A 21,094-nucleotide genomic window follows, 5' to 3' on the forward strand; every position below is an offset into this window, starting at 1 on the left:
CGGCGACGACATCAAGAGCCAGGTCGGCGCGACCATCACCCACCGCGTGATGGCCAAGCTGTTCGAGGACCGCGGCGTGCAGCTCGATCGCACCATGCAGCTCAACGTCGGCGGCAACATGGACTTCCTCAACATGCTCGAGCGCTCGCGCCTGGAATCCAAGAAGATCTCCAAGACCCAGGCCGTCACCTCCAATCTGCAGCGTGAGTTCAATGCCAAGGACGTGCACATCGGTCCGTCCGATCACGTCGGCTGGCTCGACGACCGCAAGTGGGCCTACGTCCGCCTCGAAGGCCGTGCCTTCGGCGACGTGCCGCTGAACCTGGAGTACAAGCTCGAGGTGTGGGACTCGCCGAACTCGGCCGGCGTCATCATCGACGCGGTGCGTGCGGCGAAGATCGCCAAGGACCGTGGTATCGGCGGACCCGTCGAAGCCGCGTCGGCGTACCTGATGAAGAGCCCGCCCAAGCAGATGGCGGACGACATCGCGCGCGCCCAGCTGGAAAGCTTCATCGAGGGCTAGTCCCTTCGCGATTTGGGCGCGTTGAGCCGCGGTGAGCGCGGCTTAGCGCGCCCAAATCGCGTAGAAAAGAACCGTGGTCAACGACGACGAATTGGCGGGACTCGACGAGTTCGCCCTGCTGCCCGAGAACGCCGAGCAGATCGGCGCGACGGGTCAGCTGCCTCCGGTCGAGCGCGTCTCCTCCGGCGACATCAGCGCCCTGAAGTGGGGCTTGAAATCGCTCAAGGACTCCCCGCAGGTCGTATTCCTGCACGGCGGCGGGCAGAACGCCCACACCTGGGACACGGTGATCCTCGGACTCGGCGTGCCCGCCCTGGCCGTCGACCTGCCCGGGCACGGACGCTCGGCCTGGCGCGAGGACGGCGACTACGGACCCAAGCTCAGTGCCGAGACGCTGCTGCCGGTGCTCCGCGAGTGGGCGCCGACGCCGCGGCTGGTCGTCGGCATGTCACTCGGTGGCCTGACCGCTCTGCGCATCGCCGCCACCGAACCCGCCCTCGTTCCCGAGCTGCTGCTCGTCGACGTCACCCCCTCGGCGCCTGCTCGCCACGAAGAGATGACCAAGGCACAGATGGGCACCGTGGCACTGGTGCAGGGGGACCGCACCTTCCCGTCGTTTTCCGCCATGCTCGACGTGACCATCGCGGCCGCACCGCATCGCGACCGGAACTCGCTGCGCCGCGGCGTCTTTCACAACAGCAAGCAGCTCGACGACGGCACCTGGACCTGGCGCTACGACTCGTTCCGCAAGGGCGAGGGGTTCGAGAATCTGTGGGACGACGTTCCCTCGATCACCATGCCGACCACGCTGGTGCGCGGCGCCGACTCGCACTTCGTGAACGACGAGGACGCCGAGGCCTTCGCCAAGGGCGCTCCCGGGTTCCAGCGCACCCACGTCGTCGCCAACTCCGGTCACTCCGTCCAAGGCGACCAGCCACGAGCATTGGCCAACATCCTGCGTGGCGTCCTCACCGGCTGACTCCGTAAGCTTTTGTTCACCTTCTGATTCACAGCTGATCAACAGCAGGCCGTAAGTTTCCGACGGACCGACCGCAGCCCCGGCCGGTAAATCGTTGGAAGGAACCCATTTCCCATGGCGTTGACGCCGTTGAACTTCTTCGTCACACACGATGGACGCTCGGCGCGCCAACACGTGACGTGCCGCTACAAGTGCGGCGACGCATGCTTCAAGCCGGTGCCCAACGTCAGTGACAACGAATACTTCGGCGATATCGCCAAGCAGGTCTCCCGACGCGCACTCCTGCGGACGACGGGCGTGACCGTGCTGGCAGTCGGTGCCGGCTGCGCCCTTGCTGCCTGCAGCGGCAGTGACCAACCCACCGCGACGCCTACCTCGTCGGCGGCACCCGTCGAGGCACCACCGGGAATGGCCTTCGCGTCCGTCGCCCCCAACAGCGACGACGTCGTCGTCATCCCCGCGGGCTACCAGCAGGGCGTCGTCATCAGCTGGGGCGACCCCGTGCTGCCCGGCGCACCCGCGTTCGACGTCCGCGCGCAGACCGCGGCAGCGCAACGCCAGCAGTTCGGCTTCAACAACGACTTCGCCGCACTGCTGCCGGTGGACGGTCGGATCGATCGGTTCCTTCTCGTCACCAACCACGAGTACGCCACGCCGCAGTTCATGTTCCCCGGCTACGACGCCGACGCCCCCAGCCGCGAACAGTTCGACATCGAGATCGCCGCGATGGGCTTGACCGTCGTCGAGGTCGAACGCGCACCGCAGGGCGGTCTGCGCCCCGTGATGGGACGCTACAACCGCCGCATCATGGCCGACACACCGTTCACGCTCGTCGGTCCCGCCGCGGGCACCGACTTCGTAAAGACACCCACCGACCCCGCAGGCCGCGATGTCGTCGGCACCTTCGCCAACTGTGCGGGTGGCGTAACCCCTTGGGGCACAGTGCTGTCCGGTGAGGAGAACTTCAACACCTACTTCGGCGTCCCCGAGGGTGCCCCGGCGCCGGGCCCCGTCGTCGTCGACCAACTCAACCGCTACGGCATCGCCTTGGAGCCGAGCGAGCTCAGATGGGAGACGTTCGATCCGCGCTTCGATCTGGCGAAGGCGCCCAATGAGGTCAATCGGTTCGGCTACGTCATCGAGATCAACCCGTGGGATCCCGGCTCCACACCCGTCAAGCACTCCGCGCTGGGACGGCTCAAGCACGAGGGTGCCACCGTGTACGTGACCGGCGACGGCACCGTCGTCGTCTACACCGGCGACGACGAACGCTTCGACTACATGTACAAGTTCGTCTCGAGCAAGCGCATCCAACCCGGACGCGAGCCGGCAGCCATGGCCAACAACATGACGCTTCTCGACGAGGGCACGCTGTACGTGGCGAAGCTCGGCAGCGACATCCCCACCGCGGAGATCGACGGCTCGGGCAGGATCCCGTCGACGGGTTCCTTCAGCGGCACCGGCACGTGGCTTCCGCTGCTGAGGTCCGGCCCAGCAGGCCAAGCCGAGTCTCTGGTGGCGGGGGTGTCCGCCCAGGAGGCGGCGGTGTTCACACGCTTCGCCGCCGACAAGGCGGGCGCTACCAAGATGGACCGCCCCGAGGACTTCGAGGCGAACCCGACGACCGGCAAGGTGTACGTCGCACTGACCAACAACGACGACCGCGGCGCGCCAGGCAGGGCTCCCGTCGATGCGGCCAATCCCCGCAACGACAACAAGAGCGGACAGATCATGGAGATCACCGACGAGCACGCGGGCACCTCCTTCACCTGGGAGTTGCTGATGGTGTGCGGCGATCCGGCCGCCGCCGACACGTACTTCGCCGGTTTCGACAAGACGAAGGTCAGCCCGATCTCCTGTCCGGACAACCTGGCCTTCGACAGCCACGGCAATCTGTGGATATCGACCGACGGCAACGCGCTGGACTCCAACGACGGGCTGTTCGCCGTCGCGCTCGATGGAGCCAACCGAGGCGAGACCCGGCAGTTCCTCACGGTTCCCCTGGGCGCCGAGACATGCGGACCGGTCGTCACCGACGACCTCGTCACGGTCAGCGTGCAACATCCCGGCGAGAACGACGACAACAACATCGACGACCCGCTGTCGCAGTGGCCCGAGGGCGGCAACGGCACCGCCCGGCCGTCGGTGGTCGCGGTGTGGAAGGCGGGCGGCCAGATCGGCGTATGACCGCGCCGGGCTACGGTGTCCAGGTGGACTCTTCCCCAAACTTCCCGACCCGCATCGGCGTCCAACTGCAACCCCAGCACTCCCCCAACTACGGCCATCTGCGCGACGCAGTCCTGCGCTGCGAGGACCTCGGCGTCGACGTGGCGTTCAACTGGGACCACTTCTACCCGCTGTACGGCGATCCCGACGGCGCCCACTACGAGTGTTGGACCATGCTCGGCGCCTGGGCCGAACAGACGTCGCACATCGAGGTCGGCGCGCTGGTGAGCTGCAACTCCTACCGCAACCCCGAGCTGCTGGCCGACATGGCGCGGACGGTCGACAACATCTCCGACGGGCGGCTGATCCTCGGGATCGGCTCGGGCTGGAAGGAGAAGGACTACGACGAGTACGGCTATGACTTCGGCACCGTGGGCAGCCGCCTCGACGACCTCGCCGCAGCGATGCCGCGCATCACCTCCCGACTCGGCAAGCTCAACCCCGCGCCCGTCCGCGACATCCCCATCCTCATCGGCGGGCAGGGCGAAAAGAAGACGCTGCGCCTGGTCGCCGAGTACGCCCACCTGTGGCACGGGTTCACCACCACCGAGACCTACCCCGGCAAGTCCGAAGTCCTCGACCGGCACTGCGCCGAACTCGGCCGCGACGCCTCGACCATCGAGCGCTCGGCAGGCGTCACCGGCGAAGGTGATGCGCTGCTCGCCGACGCCGGAGCGCTCGTCGATCTCGGCGTCAGCCTGCTGACCGTCGGCGTGAACGGGCCCGACTACGACCTGACCTCCGCCGAGGCGCTGTGCGGCTGGCGGGATGAACGCGCCTAGGGAGAGGCGGCCGAACACTTCCCGCATCGGCGGCGACGTGGGAAACTGACCGCGCCATGCCCAAGAAGTACGGGATCAAAGAGAAGGACCTCGTCGTCTCACACGTCGTGAACCTGGTCCTGACGGGCAAGCTCCGCTCCGGAGACCGGTTGGACCGCAACGAGATTGCCGAGGCTCTCGGCCTCAGCCGAGTTCCCGTGCAGGAGGCCGTGGTCGAGCTCGAACACAGCGGCGTGGTGTCCACGCGGTACCACCGGGGCGCCTTCGTCGAGCGCTTCGACGAGGGAGTTGTCCGCGAACACCACGAGATCTACGGCGTGCTCAACGGAATCCCCTCGGCACGGGCGGCCACCGCTCAACGCCCCGAACTCGTCGACGAACTCCAGGCCACGCTCACCGCGCTGCGCGGAACGGTGGAGTCGAGGGCGTTCCACGAGCACACGTGGCGCTACCGCAAGACGATCAACGACGAATACGCCGGACCGCGCCTGCAGGCCGCGCTTCGGGCGTCCCAGACGTTCATGCCGCGGACTCTCTGGGGCGCGTACTTCGGCAGCCACGACGAGCTGCTTCCGTTCTACGTCACCGAGACGGCCGCAATCGCCGACGGGGATGCGGATGCGGCCAGGGCCGCCTGCGCAGGCCGGGCCGAGGTCACGGGCCGGACCATGCTCGCCGAGCTCATCCGGCGCCGCGTGCTCGGGCCGTCCGCGTCACCGGATGCACCGTCCGTTGCACTCTGAATGAGCCGAATCCACGGCTCCCGTGGCCGAGGCCGTTAGGTTTCCTTAGATGACCGGCGAGCGAATGTACAAGGCTGTCGTCGGCGCACTGGCCGCACTCCTCGTCGTGACGATGGGACTCGCGCCGATGGCGGGCGCGGACAACGACCAGTGCGCCCCTCCCGGTGTGGGTAGCGCGAGCGCGCTGCCCACCAATCTGGCCGCCGCGGCGAAGGGCCCGGAGGCGGACAAGTACACGACGCCGAACGTCGAGCCGCTGACGGCCGTGAACCCCGCCGCGCTGAGCCTGGGTACGCCGGGAGTGCTGACCGTGGGCACGCTGTCGGACGCGCCGCCGAGCATCTGCATCAACGCCGCGGGTCAGTTCACCGGCTTCGACAACGAGTTGTTGCGTGCCGTCGCCGCGAAGCTCGGCCTCAAGGTCAACTTCGTCGGCACCGACTTCTCGGGTCTGCTCGCGCAGGTGGCGTCGCGTCGCTTCGACGTCGGTTCGTCCTCGATCACCACCACCGATGCCCGCAGACAGACCGTCGGCTTCACCAACGGCTATGACTTCGGCTACTTCTCACTGGTCGTCCCTTCCGGCTCACCGATCACCGGCTTCGACAAACTGGCCGCCGGGCAACGCATCGGCGTGGTGCAGGGCACGGTGCAGGAGGCCTACGTCGTCGACACCCTGCATCTGGATCCGGTGAAGTTCCCCGACTACAACACCGTCTACGCCAGCCTGAAGACGCGCCAGATCGACGCCTGGGTGGCGCCATCGCAGCAGGCGGTCGGCACGGTTCAGGCGGGCGATCCGGCGCAGATCGTCGAGAACACCTTCAGTCTGGACAACTTCGTCGCCTACGCAGTCGCGAAGGAGAACAAACCGCTCATCGACGCGCTCAACGCCGGGCTCGACACCGTGATCGCCGACGGGACCTGGGCGAAGCTGTACTCCGACTGGGTGCCGCGTGCGCTGCCGCCCGGCTGGAAGCCCGGCTCCAAGGCCGCCCCGGCGCCGGTGCTCCCCGACTTCGCCGCGATCGCCGCCAGCAAGGCGCCCGCGGCCGACAACTCCGCCGTCGCACCGAAATCCGTACTACGGCAACTGAAGGACTCCTTCCTCGACTGGAACCTGTACGAGAAGGCCATCCCGGACCTGTTCAAGACCGGTCTGCCCAACACGCTCATCCTGACCATCAGCGCGAGCGTGATCGGCCTGGTGCTCGGGTTGGGCCTCGCGGTCGCAGGCATCTCCAGCACGCGCTGGCTGCGGTGGCCGGCCCGCGTCTACACCGATGTCTTCCGAGGGTTGCCCGAGGTGGTGATCATTCTGATCATCGGCCTCGGCGTCGGCCCGATCGTCGGCGGACTGACCGGCAACAACCCCTACCCGTTGGGCATCGCGGCACTCGGCTTGATGGCAGCGGCCTACATCGGGGAGATCCTGCGCTCCGGCATCCAGAGCGTCGAGGCAGGCCAGCTCGAAGCCTCTCGCGCACTGGGTTTCAGCTACTCGTCGTCGATGCGTCTGGTGGTGGTGCCGCAGGGCATCCGGCGCGTGCTGCCTGCCCTGGTGAATCAGTTCATCTCCCTGCTCAAGGCCTCGTCGCTGGTGTACTTCCTGGGGCTGATCGCCAGCCAGCGCGAACTGTTCCAGGTCGGCCGGGATCTCAACGCGCAGACCGGGAACCTCTCACCGCTAGTAGCCGCGGGCCTGTTCTACCTGGCGTTGACCATCCCGCTGACCCACCTGGTCAACTACATCGACGCCCGGCTGCGACGAGGCCGGACGTCCACCGAGGCGGAGGATCCTCCGTTGGCCCCGACCGCCGCCCAGGAGATGATCTGATGTCTTCACCCTCTGAAGCCCCGTCTCCAACCTCTCCACCCTCCGGAATCGAACCGGTCTCGTTGACCGGTAAGGACATTCACCTGGCGTTCGGACCGAACAAGGTCCTGCGGGGCGTTGACATCGACGTGCCCGCGGGGGCCACCGTCGCGGTGATCGGCCCGTCCGGCTCCGGCAAGTCGACACTCTTGCGGGCCCTGAACCGGCTCTATGAGCCCGACGGCGGCGACATCCTGCTCGACGGCAGATCGGTGCTCAAGGATGACCCCGACGCGTTGCGGCAGCGCATCGGCATGGTGTTCCAGCAGTTCAATCTGTTCCCGCACAAGAGCGTGCTCGACAACGTCACGCTGGGGCCTCGCAAGCTGAAGAAGCTCTCCGCCGAAGCGGCCCGCGAGCTCGGCCTGGCGCAGCTCGAACGAGTCGGATTGCGGCACAAGGCCGATGTCCGCCCCTTCACCCTCAGTGGCGGGCAGCAGCAGCGGGTGGCGATCGCCCGCGCCCTGGCGATGGCTCCGCAGGTGATGTTCTTCGACGAGGCCACCTCGGCACTGGATCCCGAGCTCGTCAAGGGCATCCTGGCACTGATCGCGGATCTCGGCGCCGACGGCATGACGATGGTTGTCGTCACCCACGAGATGGGGTTCGCCCGGTCGGCGGCCGATGCGGTGGTGTTCATGGACCACGGAAAGGTCGTCGAATCCGGCCCACCCGAGCAGGTCTTCTCCGATGCAGAAACCGACCGGCTCCGCCAGTTCCTGTCCCAGGTGCTGTGATCGGCGACCCCGAGGCAATGATGTGGCGAGAACGGTCAGGTGCGGATGTACGTCATTTCGGACGAAAACTCCGCATGTCATGCTTCTGACAGACAGTGACAGGTTAGACTAGCGAATTATGGTGGAGACCGAACCGCAGGTCACTGAGCTGGCCGGAGAGCTGCAGCAGGTGCTCTCCAAGCTGTTCTCCGTGCTGCGCCGGACCGACTCCTCCAATCGCAACGCGCCGGAGGGCGGGGCCGACCTCACCTTGGCGCAGTTGTCCATACTGCTGACGCTGCTGGACCTCGGTCCGATCCGCATGACCGAGCTCGCCGCACACGAGCGCGTGCGCACCCCCACCACCACCGTCGCGATCCGCAGGCTCGAGAAGCTGGGGCTGGTGAAGCGGTCACGCGACACGTCTGATCTGCGTGCCGTCCTGGTCGACGTCACACCCCGCGGGCTGGTTCAACACCGCGAGGCGTTGGCCACCCGGCGCGCCGCACTGGCCGTGCTGTTGAGCAGGCTCAGTGAGGACGAGCGCGAGACGCTGGCCAAAGCCCTTGCGCCGCTGTCCCGATTGGCCGAGCAGGGCCCGTAGCCCTCGGAGGGCAGGAGCGAAGCGAGGGATTCAGGCACGGTCTCAGCCCAACCAGTCCAGCACCGCCGCCGCGGTCCACGACTGCTGCATGCTACCCAGCGGCTCCCCGGTGAACGGTTCGTAGTACTCCGCGAACGTGCCGTCGCTGGCCTGCCGAAGTCCTTCGCGCCGCAGATTCGACGAACGCTCCGACCATCCCCGCCGGGCGAAGCACCACGAGAACAACCACGTCACCACCGGCCAGATCGGCCCGCGCCAGTATTCGCGCGCCCGGAAGTCACGTGACACCGGCGACGTCGAGGGGATCAGCGCGTACCTGAGGTCAGGATGCCCGCAGAACCGTGGGCCCTCGAGAAGTTTCAACAAGGCGCGTTCCCGGTCGTGCGGCAGCCCGCCGCACAGCAGCGGCGAGAACTGCGCCACCGTCTCAGTGGGGATCCACTTCTTCGCCCGCAGGTCGTAATCCCTCGCCGCGCCGGTGCGTTCGTCCGCGGTTTCGACGACGCCCCTGCGGAAGCGCTCGGCCCAGGAGTACAGGTCGCGAACATCGGAGTGCGGCCGCTTGTAGTCTTCGCCGATCTCGGCGAGGACGGTGCACGCGACCGAGAGGATCGCGGAGACGAAGACATCCTCGACCGCGAAGCTCATCACCTTGGGCAGGAGGGCGTCGTCGTAGTTCACCGACTTCATCTCCTCGACGAGCCACATGTAGCGGTCGTACTCCACGTCGGACGGCCTCTGCGTCGTATCGGTGACGATGGCGTTGTCCTCGCGCTGGTACTCCGGCATGACGCCCGGAATCACGTTGGTGTAGGCGTTGTCCCACCGCGGGGAGTTGTCCATGCCCGATTCCCAGCCGTGGTACATCGTGACGCGGCCGTGCGAATCGGGATCCCGCGCCTCGGCCAACCAGCGGTGCCACCGGACCAGGTCGCTCCAACGGCGATCGAGGAACGCCTCCGCGACCGCCCGCGTGGAACGGCCCCGCGTGCGGGCACGGTCGAGGATGCGTTGCACGGCGATCGCGTGCACGGGCGGCTGCGTGATCCCCGAGGTGTGCCTGGTGCGCGGTGCATTGGCCGCCAGCGCGGAGGTGGCCCAGCGCGCCGGGCCGGGGAAGTAGCCGTCGACCCCGTTGGCGAAGACGATGTGCGGAATCATCCCGTTGGCCCATTGCGCCGACAGCAGGGTGTCCAGCTCGACGACGGCCCGCTCGACGCTCAGCGGAGCGAGGCCGATCGACACGAACGCCGCATCCCAACTCCACATGTGCGGGTACAGCAGGGGTGCGGCGGTGGTCATCACGCCGAGGTCATTGCCGCGCAGCAGATAGGCGGCACGGGCAGCTAGCTGGGTGGGCGCGAAGCTCGAATCCGGTGGCATCGGATCAATCATGCGACGCCGAAGGCAAGCGCGCAGGTCGGTAGGGTTCCTCGCATGCCTGGCGATGAGCGCTCGCGCGAAGAGAAGACCCGTTCCGCGATGATCACCGGCGCCGCAGGCGGCCTCGGCTCGGCCATCGCCGACGCGCTCGCGCCCACCCACACCCTGCTTCTGGCCGGCCGTCCCTCGGACCGCCTCGACGCGCTCGCCGCGCGACTCGGGGCCCCGACCTGGCCACTGGACCTCGCCGACCTCGACTCGATCGAATCGGCCGCCGAGGTACTGACCGACCTCGACGTGCTCGTCCACAATGCCGGGTTGTCCATTCCGGGGCGAGTCGCCGAATCCAGTGCCGACGAATGGCGCACCACCTTCGAGGTGAACGTCGTCGGTACCGTCGCACTGACCCTCGCGCTGCTGCCCGCCCTGCGTAGCGCTCGGGGGCAGGTGATCTTCATCAACTCCGTTGCCGGACTGAACGCCTCACCCGGGCTGGCGTCGTACTCGGCGAGCAAGTTCGCGCAGCGGGCGTTCGCGGACTCGCTGCGCGCCGACGAGCCGACCCTGCGCGTCACGTCGGTGCACCCCGGCCGGATTGACACCGAGATGCAGCGCGACCTGATCGCCTACGAGGAGCGCGACTACGTTCCCGACCAGTTCATGACACCGCAGACGGTGGCCGCGGTGGTGGCGCACGCGGTGGCCACCCCATCCGACGCTCACGTGCACGAGATCATCGTCAGGCAAAGGTAGCCGCGGCGATGCCGGAGGCGTTCGAGGTCCACGAGGCGTCCATCGCCGAGTTGCGCGCCGCCTTGGAGAGCGGTCGGGTCACCGCGGTGGAACTGCTCGAGGCCCATCTCGCCCGCATCGCCGCCTTTGACGGCGTGCTGAACGCCATCGTGGTGGCCAACCCGGATGCCCGAGCCGACGCCGTGGCATCGGACGGCCGCCGGGCGGCGGGTCGTGCGTACGGCCCGCTGGACGGAATCCCGTACACAGCCAAGGACAGTTACCTGGCCCGTGGGCTGACGGCTGCGGCGGGCAGCCCGGCATTCGCGCATCTGGTCGCCCAGTACGACTCGTTCGTCGTCGAACGCCTGCGGGCTGCGGGCGCCGTGCTCATCGGCTTGACCAACATGCCGCCGATGGCCAACGGCGGGATGCAACGCGGCCTGTACGGCCGGGCCGAAAGTCCGTACTGCGCTGACTATCTCACCGCGCCGTTCGCGTCAGGCTCGTCGAACGGCTCCGGGACCGCGACGGCCTCGTCGTTCTGCGCCTTCGGCATCGGTGAGGAGACCTGGTCGTCGGGCCGCGGCCCGGCATCGAACAATGGGTTGTGCGCGTACACGCCGTCCCGTGGGCTGATCTCCACCCGTGGCGGCTGGCCGCTGGTGCCGACCATGGACGTCGTTGTGCCACACACCCGTTCGATGGCCGACCTGCTCGAGGTGCTCGACGTCATCGTGGCCGAGGATCCCGACGCCCGCGGTGACTTCTGGCGGCTGCAGCCGTGGGTATCGGTGCCACGCGTCGGCGAGGTGCGACCTCCGTCGTACCGGTCACTCGCGGTGAACGACGCGGACCGGGCGCGCCGTGACCTGACCGGGCGCCGGTTCGGCGTGCCGCGGATGTACGTCAACGCCGATCCCGATGCCGGCGTCGGGGCGGCGGGGATCGGCGGTCCGACGGGTCAGCGCATCGAGACCCGGGCGTCCATAGTCGTATTGTTCGACGCGCTGCGGCGTGACCTGCTCGCCGCCGGCGCCGAGGTGATCGACGTCGACTTTCCCGTGGTCAGCAACTATGAGGGCGACCGGGCCGGTGCCCCGACCATCGCCACTCGCGGTCTTGTCAGCCCGGAGTATCTGCGCCGCGAGATCGTCGACCTGTCAGCGTGGGCGTGGAACGACTTCCTGGCCACCAACGGCGACCCCGCCCTCAACCGGCTGGCCGACGTGGACGGCAGTCGCATCTTCCCGTCCCCGCCGGGCGCGCTGCCCGACCGGTATGACGGGTTCGACGACGACATCGCGGAGTATCCGTCGTTATTCCGCGCGCATCCGGTCGACTCCTTCCTCGCCATCGCGACCATTCCGGATGGCGTACACGCGTTGGAGCGCACGCGGCAGATCGACCTCGAGGAGTGGATGGACGAGTTGCGTCTGGACGCCGTCATCTTCCCCGCGGTGGCGGACGTGGGGCCGGCCGACATGGACGTGAATCCGGAATCGGCCGACCTCGGCTGGCGCAACGGGGTGTGGGTGGCCAACGGCAACTTGGCGATTCGCCATCTCGGCATCCCGACCGTGACGGTGCCGATGGGCACGATGGCCGACATCGGCATGCCGGTGGGGCTGACGCTCGCCGGCCGGGCGTACGACGACGTCGCACTGCTTCGCTACGGCGCCGCGCTGGAGGCCACCGGGCGCAGGCGCACGTCACCGCCGCGCACCCCACCGCTCAACGCGTGATCTCGGCGCGCCCGGTTGCGCTGACCGCAACTTTGCGCGCCGAAATCGCGAGCGTCGCTCAGATGACGACGTTGACGAGCTTGCCCGCCACCACGATGACCTTCTTCGGGGCCGCGCCCGCCATGAACGCGACCACCTTCTCGTCGACCAGCGCGGCCGTCTCCACCGCGTCGGCGGTTGCGTCCGCCGCGACGGTGATGCGCCCGCGAACCTTGCCGTTGACCTGAACCGGGTACTCGACGGTGGCCTCCACCAGATAGGCCGGGTCGGCCTGCGGGAAGGGTCCGCGCGCCAGCAACGAGTCGTGGCCCAAACGGCGCCACAACTCCTCGGCGAGGTGCGGCGCCAGCGGCGCCACCATCAGCACCAGGGGCTCGACGGCAGCGCGCGCCCTGACGTCCTCCTTGGTGAGATGGTTGGTGTACTCGATGAGCTTGGCGGCAGCGGTGTTGTTGCGCAGCCCCGCATAGTCCTCGGCAACGCCGGCGATGGTCTTGTTCATCAGTCGCAGGGTGGTTTCGGTCAGCTCTTCGTGGCCGGCCACCCGCTCGATGCCGGTGCCCTCGTCGACGACGACGCGCCACACCCGCTGCAGGAACCGGTAAGCCCCGACGACGTCCTTGGTCGCCCACGGCCGCGAGGCCTCGAGCGGACCCATCGACATCTCGTAGATGCGCAGGGTGTCTGCGCCGAACTCCTCGCAGATCTCGTCGGGTGATACGGAGTTCTTCAGGCTCTTGCCGATCTTGCCGAACTCGCGGTTGACCTCTATTTCACCGTCGGGCCCTGGCCAGTAGTACTTGCCGTCGCGCTCAACGACTTCGGCTGCGGGGACGTAGGAGCCCCGCGAGTCGGTGTAGGCGAAGGCCTGGATGTAACCCTGGTTGACCAGGCGGCGGTACGGCTCGCGAGAGGTCACGTGGCCCAGGTCGTAGAGCACCTTGTGCCAGAACCGCGAGTACAGCAGGTGCAGCACCGCGTGCTCGACGCCACCCACGTAGAGGTCGACACCACCTGGGTCCCCAGGGCCGTGCTCCGACGGCCGCGGGCCCATCCAGTAGGCCTCGTTCTCCTTGGCGCAGAAGGCTTCCGAGTTGTGCGGGTCGGCGTAGCGCAGCTCGTACCACGAACTGCCCGCCCACTGCGGCATGACGTTGGTGTCGCGGGTGTAGGGCTTCAGGCCCTCGCCGAGGTCCAGGTCGACGTGCACCCATTCGGTCGCCTTGCCCAGCGGCGGCGACGGCTCGCTGTCGGCGTCTTCCGGATCGAACTGCACCGGCGCGTAGTCCGGGACGTCTGGCAGTTCCACGGGCAGAGCCGAATCGGGCAGTCCGTGCGCACGCCCTTCGGAGTCGTAGACGATCGGGAACGGTTCGCCCCAGTACCGCTGGCGGGCGAAGAGCCAGTCGCGCAACTTGTACTCGACGCGGGCGCGGCCACGGCCGTCGGCCTCGAGTCGCGCAATGATGGCTTCCTTGGCCGACGTGACGCTCAGCCCGTCGAACGCCCCCGAGTTGACCAAGACGCCGTCGCCGCCATGCGCGCCATGCGAAACGTCACCACCGCTGGTGACTTCGACGATCGGAAGGCCGAACGAGTCCGCGAAGTCCCAGTCGCGCTGGTCGCCCCCCGGCACCGCCATGATGGCGCCCGTGCCGTAGCCGATCAGCACGTAGTCGGCGATGAACACCGGGATGTATTGTCCGTTCACCGGATTCGTCGCGAAGGCGCCGGTGAAGACACCGGTCTTCGCCTTATTCTCCTGGCGCTCCAGATCCGACTTCGCCGACACCGACGATCGGTAGGACGCCACCGCCTCGACCGGCGTCGCCGCCCCGTAGGTCCACCGCGGATCGACACCCTCGGGCCACTCGTCGGCGGTGAGTCGCTCGACCAGTGGATGCTCCGGAGCCAACACCATGTAGGTGGCGCCGAACAGCGTGTCCGGGCGCGTGGTGAAGACCTCGATGTCACCCACATCCGTCGCGAACTGCACCTCCGCGCCGGTCGAGCGGCCGATCCAGTTGCGCTGCATGACCTTGACCTTGTCCGGCCAGTCCAGCACGTCGAGGTCCTCGAGCAGCCGATCGGAGTACGCGGTGATGCGCATCATCCACTGCCGCAACCGCTTCCGGAACACGGGGAAGTTACCCCGGTCACTTCGGCCGTCAGAGGTCACCTCCTCGTTGGCCAGCACCGTGCCAAGGCCAGGACACCAGTTCACCACCGAGTCGGCCCGGTAGACGAGTCGATGCGAATCGATGACGTCGGCCCGCTCGGCCGCCGACATCGTCGCCCACCGACCACCGGACTCCGGCGTGCGGGCGCCCGACTCGAATTCAGCGATCAGCTCGCTGATCGGCCTGGCCTTGTTGATCGCCTGGTCGAACCACGAGTTGAAGATCTGCAGGAAGATCCACTGGGTCCACTTGTAGAAGTCGGGGTCGGTGGTGGCGAAGCTGCGCCGGGTGTCATGGCCGAGCCCGAGCCGGCCGAGCTGGCGCCGGAAGTTGACGATGTTGGCCTCGGTGCGCGTACGCGGATGCGTCCCCGTTTGCACGGCGTACTGCTCGGCGGGTAGACCGAACGCATCGAAACCCAACGCGTGCAGCACGTTACGACCCGTCATCCGGTAATAGCGCGCGTAGACGTCGGTGGCGATGTAGCCGAGGGGGTGACCGACGTGCAGGCCGTCGCCGGATGGGTACGGGAACATGTCCTGCACGAACATCTTGTCGGCCGGAAGGGACGCCCCATCGGCCGGTGCCAGCGATCCCACGGGGTTGGGCACGTGGAACGTACCCAGCCGGGCCCAGGTCTCCTGCCAGGTGCGTTCGATCTCGCCAGCAAGCTCCGCGTCGTAGCGGTGCTGCGGGATTCCGGCGGCACCATCCCCTTCAGTCACGTGAACAGGGTAGACAACTTCCGACCGCACCCTCGCACAGCGGCGTCCGACGACGGCTTGGTCTCGGTTCCGTTGCAGTGGGGTCAGGGCATGGTTGCAGGTCTGTCCCGGGCCTGGTGGCTATCGAAGCCACGTGGATACAGTCGGCGCCTGGCCGCGGGCATACCAGCCCGCAGTGACCCGCATGACGCGGAAGGACCGACGTTTAGATGTTCGAAGATGCCCGTCGTTGGGGACTTCTCGCCGGAGGTTTCGCCGCAGGTACGGCATGCGTCCTTGGCCTCGCTGGTACGACCGCGTCGGCCGAGCCCACCGGTCCGCTGGTCCCCGCGCCCGCAACGGTGACCCAGACCGTCACCGTCGAGGCGGGAGCGCCCGCAGCGGCCCTCGCCGGCCCCAACCAGTTGATCGGCACACCCGTCGCTGGTGCCGTCCAGGCCCCCGGACCCGACGTCGCCGCCCCCGTCGTACCTGCCGAACCCGTCTCGACGATCGTTCCCGCCCCGTCGCAAACGATCACCGACTACCTCAAACAGCACAACGTCGCGCTCGAGGCGCAGAAGAGTGCCGACTTCAAGGCGCTCAACATCGTGCTGCCGATGCCGACCGGGTGGAGCCAGGTGCCCGACCCGAACGTTCCCGATGCCTTCGCGGTGATCGCCGACCGCGTCGGCGGCGACGGGCTGTACACGTCCAACGCCGCGGTCGTGGTCTACAAGCTGGGCGGCGACTTCGACGCGAAGGAAGCGATCAGTCACGGTCTCATCGACAGCCAGGAGTTGCCCGCCTGGCGGGCGACCGACGGTTCCCTGGCCGACTACGGCGGCATGCCGTCGTCGATCATCGAGGGCACCTACCGGCAGAACAACCTGACGCTGAACACCTCGCGGCGGCACGTCATCGCGACGTCGGGGCCCGACAGATACCTGGTGTCCCTGTCGGTCACCACCAGCGCGGCGGTCTCCGTCGCCACTGGCTCGGCGACCGATGCCATCGTGAACGGGTTCAGGGTCGGTTCGCCCGACGCCCCGCCACCAGCTGCCCCGCCACCCGCCGCAACGCCACCCGCGGCCGCCCCACCAGCGGCCGCAGCGCCACCAGCGGCCGCCGGACCTGCTGCACTACCAGCGGCGGCCCAGCCGCTCGGCCTTCCTCGCTAGCCCGGGCCGGGTGGCCCTCGGCCGGGCCTCGTATTGTGAGGCCCATGCTGATCGCTGCCGTGCTGTGCCTGTGCGCTGCCGGGGTGACCGCCGCACTGGGTCTGTGGTCGCTGGCCCGGCCGCAGTCGGGCGACGCCGTCCAGCAGGTGCTGCGGGCCGTCGTCCCCACCCAGCTCGCGGCCGCCGCGATGCTGGGCGCCGGTGGAGTGGTCGCCCTCGTCGCCCCGGATCAGACGGCGGTGTTGGCATTGGCGGTTTGCGTCGTCGGAGCCGTGGGCACCGTGGCGGCAGGGTGCTACCAGAGCGCCAAGGCGGTGGCCCGGCACGAAGCCGCCGACACGGGCTGCGCGGGCGCCTGCGCGTCGTGCACGCTGTCGTGCCGCTGACACACGCTTGACACCCGATAGATCCAGCTTCCGCCGAACGTCTTTCGCGGACGAGACTAGTTGCGGCTGACGTCGATCGGGTGGGTCGCCAACAGCGACAACGGCATCGGTTGGCGCCGCAGAACCCGCGACCACAGGTCCACGCGCGGCTCAACCAGGACGTCGGACGGCAACGCCGACAACACGATCCAGTCGTCGCGCTCGATCTCGCCTTCGAGCTGACCGATCGTCCAGCCCGAGTACCCGGCAAAGATGCGCACGCCCTCGACCGCGGGTGCGATCGTGTCTGGGTCGGAGTCGAGGTCGACCATCACGATGCGGCCCTGCACGTGTCGCAACCCCGGCACGTCGTTGGGCTGCAGGCCGGCGCGCAACGTCGCCAGGCACAACGCCGCGTCCCGCTTGACCGGCCCGCCGACGAACATCGTCTTGGGTTTCGTCGCGAGCTTCGTCCACTGCGGCAGCACGTTGTAGACCGCGGTCTCACTCGGCCGGTTCAGCACCACGCCGAGGGTGCCGCCGTCGTTGTGCTCGACGATGTAGATCACGCTGCGGCGGAACGTAGGCTCAAGGAGATCGGTGTTGGCAAGCAGCAGCGTTCCGGCTCGTACCCGGTGCATCGCTGGAGCGATGTGGTCCTCCGGATCCTCTGACTGCGCCACGCGTCCATCATGTCACCAGCGCGGGCCTGCGGTGGCGAACGGGCACGGCCATGCCGGTGTGTTTCGCGAATCTTTGTAGTGTGGTTTGGACGCCGATCGGCGCGCCGAACACTTCAACCGACATCGGATCAAAGTGCCCAAGCCCCACCCCCGCGTCGCCGTGTGGCAGTCGGTGCGTGCACTGCCCGAGTTCCGCAGGCTGTTGGAGCTGCGGTCGGTCAGCCTTTTCGGCGACGGACTCTTCCAGGGCGGCCTCGCAGGCGCGCTGCTGTTCAATCCGGAGCGCGCCGCCAGCCCGTGGGCCGTCGCGGGCGCGTTCGCGGTGTTGTTCCTGCCGTACTCGCTGCTCGGTCCGTTCGCGGGCGCCCTCCTCGACCGCTGGGACCGCAGGCTGGTGCTGATCGCGGCCACCCTCGCCCGACTGATCCTCATCCTCGGCGTCGCGACCCTACTCGCCGTCGGGGCGGGCGATCTGACGATCTTGTGCGGCGCGCTGATCGTCAACGGATTCAACCGCTTCGTGTCGTCTGGGCTGTCGGCGGCGCTGCCGCACGTCGTTCCCCGCGAGCAGGTGGTGACGTTGAACTCCGTGGCCACCGCGGTCGGAGCGGCATCGACGTTCCTCGGTGCCAACTTCATGCTGGTCCCGCGCTGGCTCGTCGGCACCGGCGACACCGGTTCTGCCACAGTCATCTTCATCGTCGCCGTGCCGGTGGCACTGGCGCTCGTCCTGGCTGCGCGTTTCAAGCCCCACGTGCTCGGACCGGACGACAGCAAGCGCGCCGTGCACGGCTCGGTGGCCTACGCCGTCGCCACCGGTTGGGACTACGGCGTGCGGACGGTGGTTGGGGTGCGGACCGTCGGCGCCACCCTCGCGGGGCTGGCCGCGCACCGCATCGTGTTCGGCGTCAACACGCTGCTGGTGTTGGTCATCGTCCGGCACGCCGGCAGCCTGGACGTCGGGGGACTCGGCACCGCCGTGGTCTTCGTCGCCTCGACGGGGCTCGGATCGTTCCTGGCCAACTTCGTGACCCCGCCCGCGGTGCGCCGCTGGGGCCGTTACGCCACCGCCAACGGAGCGCTCGGCCTTGCGGCCCTGATCCAGCTGGGGGCGGCGGGTCTGCACCTGCCGATGATGGTCGCGTGCGGCTTCCTTCTCGGCGCCGCGGGCCAGGTCGTCAAGCTGTGCGCGGACTCGGCCATGCAGATCGACGTCGACGACGCCATGCGCGGACACGTCTTCACCGTTCAGGACTCGGTGTTCTGGCTGTCGTTCGTCGCGGCGATCGCGGGCGCAGCGGCGGTGATCCCTGGCGACGGCGAGGCGCCGGGGCTGGTGATCGCCGGGTCCGTGGTCTATCTGCTCGGGTTGGCGGCTCACGCCGCGATTGGAAGGGGTACCCGGCCGGCCGACTAGGGTGACGCCATGGCTGACGGGAACGCCCTCGTCGAGGGTCTGGTGGCCGACCTGCGGGCCGAGAGCGACACACTCGACGAGCTCGTCGCAGGCCTCGACGACGACGGTTGGCGCTTGGCGACGCCAGCACCGGGCTGGTCCATCGCCCACCAGATCGCCCACCTGTGGTGGACCGACCGCGTCTCCCTGGTCGCCGTCACCGACGGGGCCGCCTTCGGCGACATTCTGGGGGACGCGGCGAGGAATCCGACCGGTTTCGTCGACGAGGGGGCGGAGCAGCTCGCGACCAGTGCGCCCGCAGAGATGCTCGCCGACTGGCGCAGCACGCGCAGGAGTCTGCACCACGAACTGCGCAAGGTGGCCGACGGCAGGAAGCTGCCCTGGTTCGGCCCCCCGATGAGCGCCACGTCGATGGCGACCGCCCGGTTGATGGAGACCTGGGCACACGGACTCGACGTCGCCGACGCGCTCGGGGTGCGAAGGACCCCCACGGTCCGGCTGCGCCCGATCGCCCACATCGGCGTCCGCACCAGGGACTTCGCGTTCACCGTGCACGGACTGCCCGTGCCGCCGGAGCCCTTCCTGGTCGAGCTCGCGGCGCCGGACGGCTCTACGTGGTCGTGGGGTCCCGCCGACGCCGAGCAACGGGTCACCGGGTCAGCGGAGGACTTCTGCATGCTGGTGACGCAGCGCAGACCACGCGCCGAGCTAGACGTGACGGCCGTCGGCGCGGACGCGCAGACGTGGCTGACGATCGCGCAGGCGTTCGCGGGTCCTCCGGGGGTCGGGCGATGAACGAAGAGAAGAACCCCATCCCGCCCGGCCGGGACTAGCGCCCCAGCTGACCGGCCGCGTCCGCCGTCCCGTCCCCGTCGGAGTCGGTCAGCTTGACGTCCCAGCGACCGTCGGCATCGGTGTCGACATACGCCTCGTCTCCGACGAGCACGCGGTCGGCCAGTCCGTCGCGGTCGACGTCGAGCAAGCGGTCCCCGGCTTGACCGTCACCGTCGAAGTCCACCAGCGGGCCGCCCGTCAGCTCGACCCCGTCGAGCCCGAACCAGCGGACCTGCCCGGAGCGCCCGTCGACGCCGACGGCCCAGGTGCCCGAGCCGTCGTCGGTGAACGGCGCCTCGCCGCGGCCGTCGTCGTCGAGATCGAGGATCAGATGGTCGGCGGCCCCGTCGCAGTCGAGATCGGCCAGGGCGTCGTCGAGCCGGCCGTCCCCGTCGAAGTCCAGACCGATCGCGTCGAACACACCGTCGTCGTCCGTGTCGAGCGTCATCTCGGCCGACCAGACGGCCGCCGTCCCGTCACCGTCGCCCAGGCAGTACTCCATACCAGGGTTCGACGCGGGCCTAGTCCTTGGCGTTCCACCACTTCCGAAGTTCGTCGACGGCCTCGTCGTGTTCGAGCGGCCCGCGGTCCAGCCGCAGCTCCTTGAGGTACTTCCACGCCTGCCCGACCCGAGGGCCCGCCGGGATGTCGAGGATCTTCATGATCTCGTTGCCGTCGAGGTCGGGCCGGACCCGCTGCAGGTCCTCCTTGGCCGCGAGCTCGTCGATGCGGTTCTCAAGATCGTCGTAGTTGGCCTGCAGGCGCGCGGCGCGGCGCTTGTTGCGCGTCGTGCAGTCGGCGCGCACCAGCTTGTGCAACCTGTCCAGCAGCGGCCCGGCATCGGTGACGTAGCGCCGGACGGCGGAGTCGGTCCACTTGCCGTCCCCGTACCCGTGGAACCGCAGATGCAGGTAGACCAGCTGTGAGACGTCGTCGACCATCTGGTTGGAGTACTTCAGCGCCCGCATGCGCTTGCGCGTCATCTTCGCGCCGACCACCTCGTGGTGGTGGAAGCTCACGCCGCCGTCGTTCTCGTGCTTGCGGGTGGCCGGCTTGCCGACGTCGTGCAGCAACGCCGCCCACCGGAGCACCAGATCGGGCTGGCTTCCACTGACTCCCGAGTCGCTCCGCTCCTGCCCTCCGGATCTACTTCCCGAGTCGCTCCGCTCCTGCCCTCCGGCCTGCTCAAGATCGATCGCCTGGCGCAGCACCGTCAGCGAATGCTGGTAGACGTCCTTGTGCTGATGGTGCTCGTCGATCGCCATGCGCATCCCACCGACCTCGGGCAGCACGACGTCGCCGAGGCCCGTGGTCACCATCAGGTCGATGCCCGCCACCGGGTCCGCGCCGAGCATCAACTTGTCCAACTCGGCCGCCACCCGCTCGGCGGTGATGCGGCCGAGCTCCTCGGCCATCCGCGC

The 21,094-nt window shown here is 68.4% G+C and carries 19 protein-coding genes; 14 read left to right on the forward strand and 5 right to left on the reverse strand.

Annotated features, from left to right (window positions below; translation table 11 throughout):
• From QOI01_RS28490 to QOI01_RS28525, 8 genes are all read left to right on the forward strand, one after another.
• Nucleotides 1–523 (forward strand): inositol-3-phosphate synthase (locus QOI01_RS28490; protein ID WP_526386500.1); only part of this gene is annotated, 523 nt, incomplete at its 5' end.
• A gap of 73 nt (nucleotides 524–596) precedes the next feature.
• Complete coding sequence (locus QOI01_RS28495) at nucleotides 597–1,502, forward strand: Rv0045c family esterase (protein WP_526386501.1); 906 nt, start codon at nucleotides 597–599, stop codon at nucleotides 1,500–1,502.
• 114 nt (nucleotides 1,503–1,616) lie between these two features.
• A complete protein-coding gene (locus tag QOI01_RS28500) occupies nucleotides 1,617–3,689 on the forward strand; it encodes a PhoX family protein (protein WP_526386502.1) in 2,073 nt (690 codons plus the stop codon).
• A 23-nt stretch (nucleotides 3,690–3,712) separates the two neighbouring features.
• The gene (locus tag QOI01_RS28505) at nucleotides 3,713–4,510 is read left to right on the forward strand and encodes an LLM class F420-dependent oxidoreductase (protein WP_526386503.1); all 798 of its coding nucleotides are present in this window, start codon (nucleotides 3,713–3,715) and stop codon (nucleotides 4,508–4,510) included.
• A 56-nt stretch (nucleotides 4,511–4,566) separates the two neighbouring features.
• On the forward strand, nucleotides 4,567–5,253 hold the full coding sequence (locus QOI01_RS28510) for a GntR family transcriptional regulator (protein ID WP_526386504.1): 687 nt from the start codon (nucleotides 4,567–4,569) through the stop codon (nucleotides 5,251–5,253).
• 64 nt (nucleotides 5,254–5,317) lie between these two features.
• Nucleotides 5,318–7,090 (forward strand): ABC transporter substrate-binding protein/permease, encoded by a 1,773-nt coding sequence (locus QOI01_RS28515; protein ID WP_526386518.1) that lies wholly within the window; start codon nucleotides 5,318–5,320, stop codon nucleotides 7,088–7,090.
• Nucleotides 7,090–7,866, forward strand: a complete 777-nt coding sequence (locus QOI01_RS28520; RefSeq protein ID WP_526386505.1) for an amino acid ABC transporter ATP-binding protein — start codon at nucleotides 7,090–7,092, stop codon at nucleotides 7,864–7,866. The genes QOI01_RS28515 and QOI01_RS28520 overlap by 1 nt, the downstream gene beginning before the upstream one ends.
• 118 nt (nucleotides 7,867–7,984) lie before the next feature.
• Entirely contained in the window at nucleotides 7,985–8,449 is a 465-nt protein-coding gene (locus tag QOI01_RS28525) for a MarR family winged helix-turn-helix transcriptional regulator (protein WP_526386506.1), read from the forward strand.
• Nucleotides 8,450–8,491: 42 nt separating this feature from the next.
• Here QOI01_RS28525 and ggh read toward each other — a convergent pair whose 3' ends face one another.
• Nucleotides 8,492–9,832 carry a glucosylglycerate hydrolase gene (gene ggh / locus QOI01_RS28530; RefSeq protein ID WP_526386507.1) on the reverse strand — a complete coding sequence of 447 codons (1,341 nt, stop codon included), beginning with the start codon at nucleotides 9,830–9,832 and terminating at the stop codon, nucleotides 8,492–8,494.
• A 54-nt stretch (nucleotides 9,833–9,886) separates the two neighbouring features.
• Here ggh and QOI01_RS28535 point away from each other — a divergent pair, with 54 nt between their 5' ends.
• Together QOI01_RS28535 and QOI01_RS28540 are read left to right on the forward strand one after the other, a co-directional pair.
• Nucleotides 9,887–10,585, forward strand: a complete 699-nt coding sequence (locus QOI01_RS28535) for an SDR family oxidoreductase (protein ID WP_526386508.1) — start codon at nucleotides 9,887–9,889, stop codon at nucleotides 10,583–10,585.
• An 8-nt stretch (nucleotides 10,586–10,593) separates the two neighbouring features.
• Nucleotides 10,594–12,309, forward strand: coding sequence for an amidase (locus QOI01_RS28540; RefSeq protein ID WP_526386509.1), 1,716 nt, complete (start codon nucleotides 10,594–10,596; stop codon nucleotides 12,307–12,309).
• 58 nt (nucleotides 12,310–12,367) lie between these two features.
• Here QOI01_RS28540 and leuS read toward each other — a convergent pair whose 3' ends face one another.
• Complete coding sequence (gene leuS / locus QOI01_RS28545) at nucleotides 12,368–15,214, reverse strand: leucine--tRNA ligase (protein WP_526386510.1); 2,847 nt, start codon at nucleotides 15,212–15,214, stop codon at nucleotides 12,368–12,370.
• 209 nt (nucleotides 15,215–15,423) lie between these two features.
• On the opposite strand from leuS, the gene QOI01_RS28550 reads away from it, so the two are divergent.
• Both QOI01_RS28550 and QOI01_RS28555 read left to right on the forward strand, forming a co-directional pair.
• A complete protein-coding gene (locus tag QOI01_RS28550) occupies nucleotides 15,424–16,374 on the forward strand; it encodes an LpqN/LpqT family lipoprotein (RefSeq protein WP_526386511.1) in 951 nt (316 codons plus the stop codon).
• A gap of 44 nt (nucleotides 16,375–16,418) precedes the next feature.
• Nucleotides 16,419–16,760 (forward strand): hypothetical protein, encoded by a 342-nt coding sequence (locus QOI01_RS28555; RefSeq protein ID WP_526386512.1) that lies wholly within the window; start codon nucleotides 16,419–16,421, stop codon nucleotides 16,758–16,760.
• 56 nt (nucleotides 16,761–16,816) lie between these two features.
• Here the strand turns inward: QOI01_RS28555 and QOI01_RS28560 are convergent, their stop codons facing one another.
• Complete coding sequence (locus QOI01_RS28560) at nucleotides 16,817–17,422, reverse strand: YqgE/AlgH family protein (protein ID WP_526386513.1); 606 nt, start codon at nucleotides 17,420–17,422, stop codon at nucleotides 16,817–16,819.
• Between the two features lie 133 nt (nucleotides 17,423–17,555).
• Between QOI01_RS28560 and QOI01_RS28565 the strand changes: the two genes are divergently transcribed.
• Nucleotides 17,556–18,839 carry an MFS transporter gene (locus tag QOI01_RS28565; protein ID WP_526386514.1) on the forward strand — a complete coding sequence of 428 codons (1,284 nt, stop codon included), beginning with the start codon at nucleotides 17,556–17,558 and terminating at the stop codon, nucleotides 18,837–18,839.
• Nucleotides 18,840–18,848: 9 nt separating this feature from the next.
• Entirely contained in the window at nucleotides 18,849–19,634 is a 786-nt protein-coding gene (locus QOI01_RS28570; RefSeq protein ID WP_526386515.1) for a TIGR03084 family metal-binding protein, read from the forward strand.
• Between the two features lie 34 nt (nucleotides 19,635–19,668).
• On the opposite strand, the gene QOI01_RS28575 is transcribed toward QOI01_RS28570, so the two are convergent.
• A complete protein-coding gene (locus tag QOI01_RS28575) occupies nucleotides 19,669–20,175 on the reverse strand; it encodes a pullulanase (RefSeq protein ID WP_526386516.1) in 507 nt (168 codons plus the stop codon).
• A 19-nt stretch (nucleotides 20,176–20,194) separates the two neighbouring features.
• Nucleotides 20,195–21,094: CCA tRNA nucleotidyltransferase (locus QOI01_RS28580; RefSeq protein WP_526386517.1), on the reverse strand; the 900-nt coding region annotated here is incomplete at its 5' end.

This window comes from Mycobacterium sp., assembly GCF_032162605.1.
GTDB lineage: Bacteria > Actinomycetota > Actinomycetes > Mycobacteriales > Mycobacteriaceae > Mycobacterium.

Excerpts from the sequence above, each read along its gene's own strand:
- QOI01_RS28500 (WP_526386502.1), top strand. The coding sequence starts at position 1,617 with ATGGCGTTGACGCCGTTGAACTTCTTCGTCACACACGATGGACGCTCG.
- QOI01_RS28510 (WP_526386504.1), top strand. The coding sequence starts at position 4,567 with ATGCCCAAGAAGTACGGGATCAAAGAGAAGGACCTCGTCGTCTCACAC.
- QOI01_RS28515 (WP_526386518.1), top strand. The coding sequence starts at position 5,318 with ATGTACAAGGCTGTCGTCGGCGCACTGGCCGCACTCCTCGTCGTGACG.
- QOI01_RS28520 (WP_526386505.1), top strand. The coding sequence starts at position 7,090 with ATGTCTTCACCCTCTGAAGCCCCGTCTCCAACCTCTCCACCCTCCGGA.
- QOI01_RS28525 (WP_526386506.1), top strand. The coding sequence starts at position 7,985 with ATGGTGGAGACCGAACCGCAGGTCACTGAGCTGGCCGGAGAGCTGCAG.
- ggh (WP_526386507.1), bottom strand. The coding sequence starts at position 9,832 with ATGCCACCGGATTCGAGCTTCGCGCCCACCCAGCTAGCTGCCCGTGCC.
- QOI01_RS28535 (WP_526386508.1), top strand. The coding sequence starts at position 9,887 with ATGCCTGGCGATGAGCGCTCGCGCGAAGAGAAGACCCGTTCCGCGATG.
- QOI01_RS28540 (WP_526386509.1), top strand. The coding sequence starts at position 10,594 with ATGCCGGAGGCGTTCGAGGTCCACGAGGCGTCCATCGCCGAGTTGCGC.
- QOI01_RS28550 (WP_526386511.1), top strand. The coding sequence starts at position 15,424 with ATGTTCGAAGATGCCCGTCGTTGGGGACTTCTCGCCGGAGGTTTCGCC.
- QOI01_RS28555 (WP_526386512.1), top strand. The coding sequence starts at position 16,419 with ATGCTGATCGCTGCCGTGCTGTGCCTGTGCGCTGCCGGGGTGACCGCC.
- QOI01_RS28570 (WP_526386515.1), top strand. The coding sequence starts at position 18,849 with ATGGCTGACGGGAACGCCCTCGTCGAGGGTCTGGTGGCCGACCTGCGG.
- QOI01_RS28575 (WP_526386516.1), bottom strand. The coding sequence starts at position 20,175 with ATGGAGTACTGCCTGGGCGACGGTGACGGGACGGCGGCCGTCTGGTCG.